Source organism: Collinsella sp. AF36-3AT (assembly GCF_003475205.1).
Taxonomy (GTDB): domain Bacteria; phylum Actinomycetota; class Coriobacteriia; order Coriobacteriales; family Coriobacteriaceae; genus Collinsella; species Collinsella aerofaciens_AF.
Map to the genome: position 1 here is coordinate 540,735 of NZ_QROZ01000001.1, position 11,926 is coordinate 552,660.

Sequence of the window (11,926 nt, forward strand, 5' to 3'; positions counted from 1 at the left end):
AACCCACCGACTCTTAGGAGCATTGCATGGAGCAACTCATCGCCACCATCGAAAAAGGCCAGCCCTTTTTCAACGCGATCGCCCGCAACAAGTACCTCAAGGCGATTCGCGACGGCTTTATCTCCGTCATCCCCATCATCATCTTCTCGTCCATCTTCTGCCTGGTAGCCTCGGTCCCCAACATCTGGGGTTTCTACTGGCCCGATGACATCAACAACGCCCTGTGGAAGTGCTACAACTACTCCATGGGCATCCTGGCTATCGCCTGTGCCGCCACCACGGCCAAGCACTTCGCCGACGCCCAGAACCGCGACCTGCCCAAGAACAACCAGATCAACTTTATCTCGTGCATGTGCGCGGCCATCATCGGCTTCTTGCTCCTTTCGAGCGACACCATCGCCACGGACGCCGCCAGCGGCTTCAACACCACCTACCTTGGTTCCAAGGGCCTGCTGACTGCCTTCATCGCTGCGTTTGTGACCGGCATCATCTACAAGTTCTTCATTAAGCGCAACATCACCGTCAAGATGCCCGAGCAGGTTCCGCCCAACATCTCGCAGACCTTTAAGGACATCATCCCCTTCTCCGTCTGCATCACCGTCTTTTGGGTCTTTGACATCGTCTTCCGCGCTGCCTTTGGCTTCTGCTTTGCCCAGGGCGTCATCCAGGTGTTCCAGCCCCTGTTCACCGCTGCCGACGGCTACATCGGTCTCGCTGTGATCTACGGTGCCATGAGCCTCTTCTGGTTCGTCGGCGTCCACGGCCCCTCGATCGTCGAGCCCGCCATCGCCGCCGCTCTCGTTGCCAACATGACCGACAACCTGGCTGCATTCCAGGCCGGCGAGCACGCCACCGCCGTCCTGACGCAGGGCGCCCAGTACTTCGTCGTCTGCATGGGCGGTACCGGCGCCACGCTTGTCCTGGTCTTTATGTTCTGCTTCCTGGCCAAGTCCCAGGAGATGCGCGCCGTCGGTAAGGCCGCCATCGTCCCCGTGTGCTTTGCCGTCAACGAGCCGCTGCTGTTCGCCGCACCTATCGTGCTCAATCCCGTCTTCTTTGTCCCGTTTGTCTTTGCCCCGATCGCCAACATCTGGATCCTCAAGGTCTTTATCGACTTCTTGGGCATGAACGGCTTTATGTACACCCTGCCCTGGACCGTCCCCGGCCCCATCGGCACCATCATGGGCCTGGGCTTCCAGCCGCTCGCCTTTGTGATGCTCGCCATCATCCTAGTCGTCGACTTTGTCCTGTACTATCCGTTCTTCCGTGCCTATGACGCCCAGAAGTGCGCCGAGGAGGCCGAGATCTCCCAGGAGGAGCTCGCCGCCAAGAACGCCGAGAAGGCCGCCAAGCTCAACGACGCCTTCCAGGGTAAGGCCGACGCCAAGAGTGTTGCCGCCGGCGCCGCTGCCGAGGTCGTAAAGACCGACGCCGCCCCCGCTGCTGCCGCCACCGAGGCTACGGCCGCCAGCGACCTCAACGGCAAGCGCGTACTCGTGCTCTGCCAGGGCGGCGGCACCTCGGGCCTGCTCGCCAACGCGCTGGCCAAGGCCGCCAAGGAGCGCGGCATCGATCTTGAGACCGCTGCCGATGCCTATGGCAACCACGTGGACATGCTCCCCGACTTTGACCTGGTCGTCCTGGCCCCGCAGGCTGCCAGCTACCTGGCCGACCTGCAGAAGGACTGCGAGCGTGTGGGCAACAAGTGCGTCGCCTGCCGTGGTAAGCAGTACATCGAGCTCTCCCAGAACGGCGACAAGTCTCTCGCCTTCGTCTCCGAGCAGCTGTCGAAGTAAGTAACGCTTAGGGCCAGCCGACTATCCAAGACCGGCTGGCCCTTCGATTTAAACGATTGGATCATCATGTCCGTTAACCCCGCCAGCGTCACCAACCCGCCCGCGCAGTTCCCCGAGGACTTTGTCTTTGGCGGCGCCACTGCTGCCTACCAGGTAGAGGGCGAGACCCGCACCCACGGTAAGGGCAAGGTCGCCTGGGACGACTTCTTGGAGGCCCAGGGCCGCTTCTCTCCCGATCCCGCCTCCGACTTCTACAACCAGTATCCGGTGGACCTGGAGCTGTGCGAGGAGTTCGGTATCAACGGCATTCGCCTCTCCATTGCCTGGAGCCGCATCTTCCCCGAGGGCACCGGCAAGGTGAACCCCGAGGGCGTGCAGTTCTACCACGACCTCTTTGCCGAGTGCCACAAGCACCACGTTGAGCCGTTTGTCACGCTGCATCACTTCGACACGCCGCTGCCCCTCTTTGAGAAGGGCGACTTCCTCAACCGCGAGACCATCGACGCCTTTGTGGACTTTGCCACCTTCTGCTTTAAGGAGTACGCCGACCAGGTGACCTATTGGTTCACCTTTAACGAGATCTGGGCCGACGCCTCCAACACCTACATCGAGGGTACCTTCCCCGGCGGCGTCAAAGCTCATCTGGCCGAGGCCTTCCAGTGCGAGCACAACATGATGCTCGCCCACGCCAAGGCCGTGCTGGCCTTCCACAACGGCGGTTTTAAGGGCAAGATCGGCGTCATTCAATCGCTGGAGTTTAAGTATCCGCTCAACGAGAACGACCCCGCCGACATCAAGGCCGCCAATAACGAGCACGTGCTGCAAAACCAGTTCCTGCTCGACGCCACCTTCCGCGGGGACTATGCTCCCGACACCCTCGAGTGCGCCAACCGCCTGGCCGCCATCTCGGGCGGCACCATCCAGATCCTGGACGAGGATCTGGAAATCATGCGCGAGGCTGCGCTCTACAACGATTACCTGGGTGTCAACAACTACCAGTGCCGCTTCCTCAAGGCTTACGACGGCGAGAACGACCTGCACCACAACGGCACGGGCGAGAAGGGTACCGGCCGCTGGCGCGTCAAGGGCATTGGCGAGCACGTGAACAAGCCCGGCATCCCCACCACCGACTGGGACTGGATCATCTATCCCGAGGGCCTGTTCGATCTGCTCGTCTACATTAAGCAGCGCTACCCCAACTACAAGCAGATCTTCATCACCGAGAACGGCATGGGCTACAAGGACCCCTACAAGGACGGTTTTGTGGACGACCAGCCGCGCATCGACTACATCGAGCAGCACCTGCGCTGGTTGCTCAAGGCCATAGAGGTGGGCGTCAACGTGGGCGGCTACTTCCTGTGGAGTCTACAGGACCAGTTCTCCTGGACCAACGGCTACAACAAGCGCTATGGCTTCTTCTACGTAGACTTTGAAACCCAAAAGCGCACGCCCAAGGCAAGCGCCTACTGGTACAAGCACGTGGCGCAGACCCGTCGTCTGGACTAGCGACTTGCGACGAGCGGAATTGCCCCGCTCACATAACTTGTCCCCATTTCTCAGCCGGGGGCGGCACGTCACGCGGCGCGCCGCCCCCGGTCTTTTTGTTTTTGAGCGGGTCGGCAACCATTTGTCTCGATCTGTAACATCTAGCTGAGTTTTTCGGTCCCACCTGTTACAGATTGAGACAAACGTGGAGGCCGGGCCGAAATATCTAAATCTGTAACACTTAACCCGGTTTTGGACGTCTAGTTGTTACAGATTTAGATAAACGTGCGAGCCAATCCCTTCAATCTAAATCTGTAACAACTAGCTTGTGTTTTCGCCCCTAGCTGTTACAGATCGAGACAAATGAAATAGACCGGGCTGACAATCTCAGCCGCATGCCCCCTTTTGGCCGCATACCGTCGATCAGATAAAGATCGTCATATACAGAGGTAGATATATCCTATGCCCTTCAGCCCTGAGCTGTTTTGGGTGAAGAACTATCTCTTCTCCGACTCGTCGTTCGAATCGTCTGCCGAAATCGTCAAGCGAGATTGTTGAATACGATTTGGAAGATTTAACTTCAACAGGAGTGACCCGCGGTTTTCCAGCCGCGTCTTCAAAGCCGCGCGAAACAAGAAAATCAATTTCACGCGTTCTGGGCCGACTCCCCTCTGTTTTGGAAGGCTCCTGCCAGCTGTAATAAAAAAGCGAATGCCCCAGACCCTTAAGCTGCTGCGCCACGATGTTCTCGATTAGCATTCCTTTATTAATTGAAATTCTTCCAAATTGAATGTCTCTATGAACATCCATAAGGTCCGGACCATCATCAAACGCCAAGCTCACGAGCAATCCCGTGTCCGCCATATAGCATTTAAGCGAAGACGCGTCCTCGTGCAGGCGGTAACCCACGCTCGGATCACTGCATAAATAGCAACGGTTAATCAGTCGCGCATCCTCAAGCCAGATTAACGCCGACTCATATGTCTCAAAACGGGACCCCTTCTCCAAGCTGTCAAATTTGAACCGTTTATTTGCCGCAGATAATTGACCCGGAATATCGTCATAAACCGCCCGCGCACGTCTAGCGTCCGAACCTCCAAACTTGGCAATGTCCTCCCTGTACAGTGCGATAATCTGCCGTTTAACCCTGTCGCATCCTCTAAAATCATTCTCTGCCACAAAGGAGTCGACCGACTGAGGCATACCACCGACAAGCATATACTCATCAAATAATCTCATGCACGTCGCATGAACGCCGTCCGGAAGCGCGGTCCGAGATTCGCGCGCTTTACGGATCTCTTCTGCATAAAGATCTTTTCCGGTCGCCCAAAGATACTCCTCAAAATCGAGGGGCTCGAGAGGGATCCTTTCTTCCTCTGACGGTATGACAATGCTATCGACATTCTTTTTGATGGAGACAAGAGAGCCTGTCTCGATGTAATCAAATCTGCCGTCTTCTACAAGATGCTTTATGTATTCGCGCGCGATGGGAAACCGCTGCACTTCATCAAAAATGACCAGCGACTCTCTCGGTTCGAGGGCCTTACCATACTGCAGCTGAAGCATGCGTAAAAAAAGATCGACATCTTCACGATGGTTCAGAAATATATCGAGCGTGGCTTTGCTAGCAGCCGAAAAGTCAATGTACAGATAATCCTTGTATTCATTTTGCGCGAAGCACTTGACGAGCGTCGTTTTGCCAACGCGTCTTGCACCCTCAATAAGCACCGCAGTGCGCCCTTGCGAGCGTTCTTTCCACTCCTGCAGACGATCATATGCCTTCCGTTTAAACATAATCTCACCTCAGCATAATTTACGTGCTAGTTTACAAAAATACCGACCTTCAGATATATCTAATAATACAAAAATACCGAGCTTTAAATGAGCTTATAGCTACAAAAATACCGACCATTGCAATGGTTGAGACATACAGTAATACCGAGCTTTACGCATAACGGATGCTATGCCTCACCGTCTCGATCTGTAACATCTAACCCGGTTTTCTACTCCCAACTGTTACAGATTGAGACAATTCGACGGTACCGATTATTTGATACGGCGTGGTACAATTGTGTCCCAACGCAAAGGAGGTACCCATGTCAGTTTGTGTGCCCGTCCGAGACATGAAGGACACTGCCACATTCACCGCACTTGTTGAGTCTGAGCGCGACGTCACCGTAACTAAGAACGGCTACGAGGCCATGCACTGCATCAGCAGCGACCAGTATCGCCTCATGCAAGAAGAAATCGCCAAGGCAAAACTGTTGTCTCGTATGATGTTGGCAGAAGACGAAATATCGCAAGGCGACTACAGCGACTATGACACCTTCGTGACCTCGATACGAGACAAATATGGCCTATAACGTCGTAATACTCAAAAGCGCGCGATATGAGTACGAGAGTATCGTCGGATACCTTGCCCAAATCCTCAAGAATCCGCGCGCAGCGGGCAATTTTGTCGCTGAGTTTGAATATCAGCTTGATTTGCTTCGCGAGCAGCCGCTCCTACGACCTCTCTCACACATGCAAGAGCTGGCGGCACGTAATTACCGATCGTTTCCCGTCAACAACTACGTGTGTCTATACAAGTTTGAGCACGAAACAATCTATATTGCCCACGTCTTTCACCAGTCACAGGACTACGCCCGCTTGGTCTAAGATATCTCCCGCAGTACGAACTAGCAGATGACCTGCGTGTGCTCCTCGATGGCGGCGCGATCTCCATCAGCAATACCCGGTTCGCACACCACGGCGTCTAAACTGTCCAGGCGACAGAAGGTATAGAAATCGCGCTTGCCGATCTTGCTGGAGTCGGCGATCAGATAGCGCGAGTCCGCCTTGCTAAAGGCGAGCTGCTGGATACGGCCCTCGTCCATGTTGGACGTGGATACGTCACCGTCCAAGATACCGTTGGCGCCGATAAACGCCGCATCGATGCCCAGCGCACGTAGGGTATCCTCGGCCGTCGGCCCCACAAAAGCGGCAGTGCGGCGGCGGTACATACCGCCCACGAGGCACAGCTCGCAGTCCTCGCGCTCCTCGAGCAGGTTGAACACCGAAAGCGAATTGGTCACGATACGCAGGCGAAACGCCGGCAGCATCGAGGCCATCTGCTCAACCGTGGTGCCCGTACCCAAGAAGATGGTCGAGCCTTCCTCGATAAGCTCCACAGCGCGGCGCGCGATCTGCAGCTTTTCCTCGGCATGCTTAGTGCGCTTTTCGCTGTGCGAATACTCATGGCGCAGCATAGCGTGGGGACGGCCCTGTGCACTGCGGGCTCCGCCGTGCACGCGCTCGATCTCGCCTAGGCTCGCAAGTTCCTCAAGGTCGCGGCGGATCGTCATGTCCGAGACACCTAACGCATCAGAAATCTCTTTTACCGAGACCGTCCCCTGTTCCTCGAGCAGCTGACGAACCTTATCCTGACGCTCCGCCTTGATCATTTTTACTCCTTTGAGTGGTTTTGTTCGCATTTATAGTAATCGAACATTTATGCTCACTCACCCTAAACGGTCGGTTTTTCCCGGTGAACGGTAGGATAGTAAACGCCAAACGTTGAATATCGAATGTATCCGACACATCAACTTCAGCTATACATAGGCAAAAAGCTGCGATTTTAAAATCATTTCAATCCAATGTTGCCTCAATAAAGCAAATTGAACTTTGCCGAACAATAGAAAACAGATTGACACACTAATTCTCTTAGACTTAAATAACAGAGAACTTAAACAAACAGATTCGAACATGTTCGATCTGCATGGAACGGAAGGAGTTGCAGACATGTCCGCAGAGAGCAATCTGTTCTTCGAAGACACCGTGTTTGTTTGCGACCGCACCACGCAAGAAGAGGTCTTTACCGAGATCGCCAATAAGTTGTCACTCAAAAACTATGTGGCGCCCGCGTTTCTCGAGAACATCATCGAGCGCGAAAAGGGCTACCCCACCGGCATGGATATGTCCGTCGTCGACCCCGAGTTGCCCAGCTTTGCCGTTCCTCACACCGAGGTCGAGTTCGTTCACACCCGTCGCATCGTCCCCGTCAAGCTGACGACCCCCGTCGAGTGGCACTCTATGATCGACCCCTCGCAGACCTTCCCCGTCTCGTTCCTGTTCATGATTCTCAACGACGACAAGGAGGCCCAGGTGGGCATCCTCGCCAAGATCATGGACTTCGTTAACGCTCTTGGCACCGATCGCGTCAAGGAGCTGTTCTCCATGACCGACGCCAAGGCCATCTACCAGTTCTTGGTCGACAACTTTCCTGCCGACTAGCCAACCACCCTTAGGAATCCGCGGAATAACCCGCATAGAGAAAGGAATTCATCATGATTAAGGTTCTCGCAGCTTGTGGCGCCGGTGTTAACTCCAGCCATCAGATCAAGGACGCCATCGAGTCCGAGTTCAAGAATCGCGGCTACAACCTGCACTGCGACGCCGTGATGATCAAGGACGTTAACGAGGAGATGCTCTCTCAGTACGACATCTTCGCCCAGATCGCCAAGACCGATTTTGGCTTTGAGGTTAAGACTCCGATCGTCGACGCCGGCCCGATCCTCTATCGCATGCCTGCTATGGCTAAGCCGGTTTACGACAAGATTGAGGCCATTATCAAGGAAAAGGGTCTCAACTAATCATTTGCAGCTTCGCTCTGCACAATCTTTGGCTTTAAGGAAGATGACGACCGGGAACGGCATCTTCCTTTTTTAAGGCAACATACGGAAAAGGAAACACTCTTTTAGGAAAGAGGGAGACATGGACGCAGTAATCGGGTTTGCTAATGCCGTCTTTCAGCCGCTGATCGACCTTGGCGCAGCCCCTATGATGACCATCGTTTTGACGGTTATTGCCCTTCTCTTCAAAGTTAAGTTTACCAAGGCCCTCGAGGGCGGTCTTAAGCTCGGCATCGCCATTACCGGCATCGGCGCCATCATCAACATTCTGACGACGGCTTTCTCGAGCGCCATGACGACGTTCGTTGAGTCCACCGGCCTTCAGCTCACCGTTACCGACGTGGGTTGGGCACCGCTGGCCACCATCACCTGGGGTTCTCCCTACACGCTGTACTTCTTGATGGTCCTCGTCATCGTCAACATCGTGATGATCGTGCTCGCCAAGACCAACACCATCGACGTCGACATCTTTGACGTTTGGCACCTCGCCTTTGTCGGCCTTGCCTGCATCTACTTTGGCGCCAACATCGTCGTCGCCACGCTGCTCGTCGTCTTCGTCGGCGTTATGAAGATCATGAACTCCGACCTTATGAAGCCCACGTTCAACGATCTTTTGGGTGCTCCCGAGGAGAACCCCATGACCACGACTCACATGAACTACATGATGAACCCGCTGGCCATGCTGCTCAACAAGATCATCGACAAGGTGCTCCCCTTCCTCGATAAGTACGACTTCGACGCTGCCAAGCTCAACAACATGATCGGCTTCTGGGGCTCCAAGTTTGCTATTGGTATCTACCTGGGCGTCTTCGTCGGCCTTCTTTCGCACCAGACCCCGCAGCAGATCTGCACGCTCGCCTTTACCGCCGCAACCTGCCTTGAGCTGTTCTCCATGATCGGTTCTTGGTTCATCGCAGCCGTCGAGCCGCTGTCTCAGGGCATCTCCGACTTTGCCAACAACAGCAAGTGGCTCCAGGGCCGTACCCTCAACGTCGGCCTCGACTGGCCCTTCATCGCCGGCCGCGCCGAGATCTGGGCTGCTGCCAACATCCTTGCCCCCGTCATGCTGGGTGAGGCACTGCTGCTCGCCAACGTTCCCTTCCCCTTCTCCCCGACTGGCACTTGGAACGGCCTGCTGCCGCTCGGTGGCATCATCGCCATGGGTCTGACGCCGGCACTGCTCGTTGTCACCCGCGGCCGCGTGATTCGCATGGTCGTCATTGGCGCTGTCCTGCTGCCCGTCTTCCTGGGCGCTGGCACCCTCGTCGCCGATTTCGTTACCTTTACCGCTAAGACTGTCGGCGCTTTCCCCGATGGCGTTACCGGCCTGATTTCTCAGACCACCATGGAAGGACCTGTCGAGAAGTTCCTGGCCTTCTTCGTGGGCAAGGCGACCACGGGCGATGTGACCATGATCATCGCCACTGTCGTTGCCATCGTCGTGTACGTCGCGCTCTTCGCTTGGTATCGCAAGCAGATGATCGCTCGTAACATCGAGTACGCGAAGCAGGACAAGTGCACCCTCTCGCCGCTCACCACCGGCAAGTTTACCGAGGAGGACCTCAAGGCTGCCAAGGAAGCCGAGTCCGCAAAGGCAAACGCCTAACTCATTGCCACATATCCCCTGTGGAAGAAACCCGTCGCATCCCGGCGGGTTTCTTTTTTTCGTCACAGTAAGTCAATCATCACTTTTTTGAGAAAAATACCCCCAGCTTTAGTGGGGTGTAGTGATAATCTCGCCTGTTCGCGCTACAGTTTGTCCGAAATATCTCGATGTTAGGAACCAAATGATCACTTCCGAGCTTTTCGGCACCGCGCCGTGCGGTACCCCCGTTCATCGTTACACCCTCAACGGGCCCGAGATCTACGTTCGCATTATGGACTATGGCGCCACCGTGCTGGGTATCGATGTGCCCGACATTCCCGGCAACGTGCGCGATGTGGTGCTGGGCTTCGATAAGCTCGAGGATTACTTTGACAACCCCGCCTGCTTTGGCGCGACCATCGGCCCCGTGGCAAACCGCACCGCGGGCGCCACGATCACCATCGACGGCACGGACTGGCATATGCCCGCCAACGAGGGCGCCAATAACCTACACAGCGATCTTGAGCACGGCCTGCATAAACGCGTGTGGGATGTTGAGCTCGACGAGGTCCATAACGCTGTGCGCATGACCACCTCGCTTAAGGATGGCGAGCTGGGCCTGCCCGGCAACCGAACCTTTACGGCCGTGTTTACCGTTACGCGCACCGGCGTCTTCCGCATCGAGTATAGCTGCGAGAGCGACCGCGCCACCTACGTGTCCATGACCAACCACACGTACTTTAACCTTGCCGGCCATAACGCCGGCATGGACTGCGAACATTTCTTTGTCGCCAACGCCGCCCACTACCTGCCCATTGATGACCAGAACATTCCCACCGGCGAGATTGCTCCGGTCGAGGGCACGCCGTTTGACTTCCGTGAGCTGCGCCCCGTCGCGCCTGGCATGGAGGCCGACGATCCACAGATTAAGCAGGCACGCGGCTACGACCACTGCCTGTGCATCGATGACTATCAGTACGGTCGCAACCTGCGCCGCGCCCTGCATGTCGAGGAGATGTGGACCGGCCGCGAGCTGGACTACTACACCACCGCCCCGGGCGTGCAGCTCTACACTGGCAATTGGCTGGGCGACGAGCACGCCAAGGACGATGCCAACTATAGCTGGGGCGCCGGCTTTGCCCTCGAGGCAGAGATGTACCCCGACACGCCGCACCAGCCGCTGTTCCCGCAGGGCATTGTGGGCCCGGGTCACCCCTACAGCAATGTGATCGAATACCACTTTATGAGGCACTAAGCCCATAACACAACATATCGCACAGCAGCGCCCGCCGGCACCACCGCCGACGGGCGCTTTTTCATCTTTTGGGCTCATTTTCGCTGTGACTGTATGAGTGACATATCAAAACTATGCCCATTTACTACTTTTAGCCCGGGTTGCTCGACCATGCACCGGTTTTTGTTAAATTCGCGAGCCGTCTACCTGCGGTTTTGTTTTTCTCAAATTCGACATGCTCGGCGATAGCCGATCAAACGTAGTAAATGGACATAGTTTTTAACAGGCGGTATCGCGCGCGTCCCTCGCAAGGGCAAAATGATCCGTTTTCCTCCGTCCCCAAGGGATCAGTTGAACAGATTGCCGATGGGGTCGGGGGCGGAACTGGGGAGATAGCGGATTTCTAGTTCTATGCCGAGCTTTTGCAACTCTCTGAAGGCGGCGACGTCTGCATCGTCTATGGCGACTGCGGGCGTTGTGGGACGCTTGCCCTCCCCTGCTTGCATATGGCCAATGCTAATCTTGGTGATCGGCACACCGCCCTTGACCAGCGTGAGCGCATCGGCGGGCGACGCCACCATGATGAGAATCCATTGGCGCGGCGTTGCAGTATGAATGATGTCGACAGTCCTTTGTACCGAGAAAAACCGCGTCCACACGCCATCGGGCGCCGCGACCCTCATGGGTGCCCATTGGCGCGAATCTGCCGCGATCTCATCGTTGACGATTAAGACAAGATTGGAACCCACAGTCTCGTTCCACAGCTCAACGTCTTGCCCGTAAATGAAACGGTCATCAATACGCGTGAGAAGGATCTTGGGCTGAGCCATGGCTGCCCCATTCTGTTTGAGACCCATATGAGCGGGACGTCGGCCACCAGCTCAATAGCAGGTCAAGCGCCAAATGGACGCCGCAGACATCACGTCTCCAATATTAGTGCATTTAAAGTGAGAAAAGCCGTCAGAACACTTGCGCGGATGTGCGATGTCCCGTATTATAGACAGCCGTTGACGCCTCAGTTGCGTCACCACATGGCCGCCAGCGTAGCTCAGTTGGTAGAGCACCGCTCTCGTAAAGCGGGGGTCACCGGTTCGAGCCCGGTCGCTGGCTCCATTGAATCAGAACCACCCTTAAAAAGGGTGGTTTGCTCTTAGGG

11 protein-coding genes and 1 tRNA gene are annotated in these 11,926 nt (G+C 55.8%); 9 read left to right on the forward strand and 3 right to left on the reverse strand.

Annotated features, from left to right (window positions below; genetic code table 11):
* Positions 1-26 precede the first annotated feature (26 nt).
* Together DW003_RS02385 and lacG are read left to right on the forward strand one after the other, a co-directional pair.
* Complete coding sequence (locus tag DW003_RS02385; RefSeq protein ID WP_118387306.1) at positions 27-1,796, forward strand: PTS transporter subunit EIIC; 1,770 nt, start codon at positions 27-29, stop codon at positions 1,794-1,796.
* A 66-nt stretch (positions 1,797-1,862) separates the two neighbouring features.
* Entirely contained in the window at positions 1,863-3,302 is a 1,440-nt protein-coding gene (gene lacG, locus DW003_RS02390; protein ID WP_118387308.1) for a 6-phospho-beta-galactosidase, read from the forward strand.
* 402 nt (positions 3,303-3,704) lie between these two features.
* Here lacG and DW003_RS02395 read toward each other — a convergent pair whose 3' ends face one another.
* Positions 3,705-5,075 carry an ATP-binding protein gene (locus tag DW003_RS02395; RefSeq protein WP_118387310.1) on the reverse strand — a complete coding sequence of 457 codons (1,371 nt, stop codon included), beginning with the start codon at positions 5,073-5,075 and terminating at the stop codon, positions 3,705-3,707.
* A 302-nt stretch (positions 5,076-5,377) separates the two neighbouring features.
* On the opposite strand from DW003_RS02395, the gene DW003_RS02400 reads away from it, so the two are divergent.
* Together DW003_RS02400 and DW003_RS02405 are read left to right on the forward strand one after the other, a co-directional pair.
* Positions 5,378-5,644, forward strand: a complete 267-nt coding sequence (locus DW003_RS02400) for a type II toxin-antitoxin system Phd/YefM family antitoxin (RefSeq protein ID WP_118387312.1) — start codon at positions 5,378-5,380, stop codon at positions 5,642-5,644.
* Positions 5,634-5,939 carry a type II toxin-antitoxin system RelE/ParE family toxin gene (locus DW003_RS02405; protein ID WP_118387314.1) on the forward strand — a complete coding sequence of 102 codons (306 nt, stop codon included), beginning with the start codon at positions 5,634-5,636 and terminating at the stop codon, positions 5,937-5,939. Before DW003_RS02400 ends, DW003_RS02405 begins: the two co-directional genes overlap by 11 nt.
* Before the next feature lie 20 nt (positions 5,940-5,959).
* On the opposite strand, the gene DW003_RS02410 is transcribed toward DW003_RS02405, so the two are convergent.
* Complete coding sequence (locus DW003_RS02410) at positions 5,960-6,724, reverse strand: DeoR/GlpR family DNA-binding transcription regulator (protein ID WP_118387316.1); 765 nt, start codon at positions 6,722-6,724, stop codon at positions 5,960-5,962.
* Between the two features lie 337 nt (positions 6,725-7,061).
* Here DW003_RS02410 and DW003_RS02415 point away from each other — a divergent pair, with 337 nt between their 5' ends.
* The 4 genes from DW003_RS02415 to DW003_RS02430 all read left to right on the forward strand — a co-directional run bounded on the left by DW003_RS02415 (position 7,062) and on the right by DW003_RS02430 (position 10,791).
* Positions 7,062-7,553 carry a PTS sugar transporter subunit IIA gene (locus DW003_RS02415; protein ID WP_117716301.1) on the forward strand — a complete coding sequence of 164 codons (492 nt, stop codon included), beginning with the start codon at positions 7,062-7,064 and terminating at the stop codon, positions 7,551-7,553.
* A gap of 53 nt (positions 7,554-7,606) precedes the next feature.
* Complete coding sequence (locus DW003_RS02420; RefSeq protein WP_117716300.1) at positions 7,607-7,912, forward strand: PTS sugar transporter subunit IIB; 306 nt, start codon at positions 7,607-7,609, stop codon at positions 7,910-7,912.
* Positions 7,913-8,033: 121 nt separating this feature from the next.
* Entirely contained in the window at positions 8,034-9,557 is a 1,524-nt protein-coding gene (locus DW003_RS02425) for a PTS transporter subunit IIC (protein WP_117855623.1), read from the forward strand.
* 181 nt (positions 9,558-9,738) lie between these two features.
* A complete protein-coding gene (locus DW003_RS02430) occupies positions 9,739-10,791 on the forward strand; it encodes an aldose epimerase family protein (protein ID WP_118387318.1) in 1,053 nt (350 codons plus the stop codon).
* 326 nt (positions 10,792-11,117) lie between these two features.
* On the opposite strand, the gene DW003_RS02435 is transcribed toward DW003_RS02430, so the two are convergent.
* Positions 11,118-11,600 carry a PTS sugar transporter subunit IIB gene (locus DW003_RS02435; RefSeq protein WP_118387320.1) on the reverse strand — a complete coding sequence of 161 codons (483 nt, stop codon included), beginning with the start codon at positions 11,598-11,600 and terminating at the stop codon, positions 11,118-11,120.
* 207 nt (positions 11,601-11,807) lie between these two features.
* On the opposite strand from DW003_RS02435, the gene DW003_RS02440 reads away from it, so the two are divergent.
* Positions 11,808-11,883: transfer RNA gene (locus DW003_RS02440), tRNA-Thr, on the forward strand.
* Positions 11,884-11,926 lie beyond the last annotated feature (43 nt).

Excerpts from the sequence above, each read along its gene's own strand:
- DW003_RS02420 (WP_117716300.1), top strand. The coding sequence starts at position 7,607 with ATGATTAAGGTTCTCGCAGCTTGTGGCGCCGGTGTTAACTCCAGCCAT.
- DW003_RS02435 (WP_118387320.1), bottom strand. The coding sequence starts at position 11,600 with ATGGCTCAGCCCAAGATCCTTCTCACGCGTATTGATGACCGTTTCATT.
- lacG (WP_118387308.1), top strand. The coding sequence starts at position 1,863 with ATGTCCGTTAACCCCGCCAGCGTCACCAACCCGCCCGCGCAGTTCCCC.
- DW003_RS02385 (WP_118387306.1), top strand. The coding sequence starts at position 27 with ATGGAGCAACTCATCGCCACCATCGAAAAAGGCCAGCCCTTTTTCAAC.
- DW003_RS02425 (WP_117855623.1), top strand. The coding sequence starts at position 8,034 with ATGGACGCAGTAATCGGGTTTGCTAATGCCGTCTTTCAGCCGCTGATC.
- DW003_RS02395 (WP_118387310.1), bottom strand. The coding sequence starts at position 5,075 with ATGTTTAAACGGAAGGCATATGATCGTCTGCAGGAGTGGAAAGAACGC.
- DW003_RS02405 (WP_118387314.1), top strand. The coding sequence starts at position 5,634 with ATGGCCTATAACGTCGTAATACTCAAAAGCGCGCGATATGAGTACGAG.
- DW003_RS02400 (WP_118387312.1), top strand. The coding sequence starts at position 5,378 with ATGTCAGTTTGTGTGCCCGTCCGAGACATGAAGGACACTGCCACATTC.
- DW003_RS02430 (WP_118387318.1), top strand. The coding sequence starts at position 9,739 with ATGATCACTTCCGAGCTTTTCGGCACCGCGCCGTGCGGTACCCCCGTT.
- DW003_RS02410 (WP_118387316.1), bottom strand. The coding sequence starts at position 6,724 with ATGATCAAGGCGGAGCGTCAGGATAAGGTTCGTCAGCTGCTCGAGGAA.
- DW003_RS02415 (WP_117716301.1), top strand. The coding sequence starts at position 7,062 with ATGTCCGCAGAGAGCAATCTGTTCTTCGAAGACACCGTGTTTGTTTGC.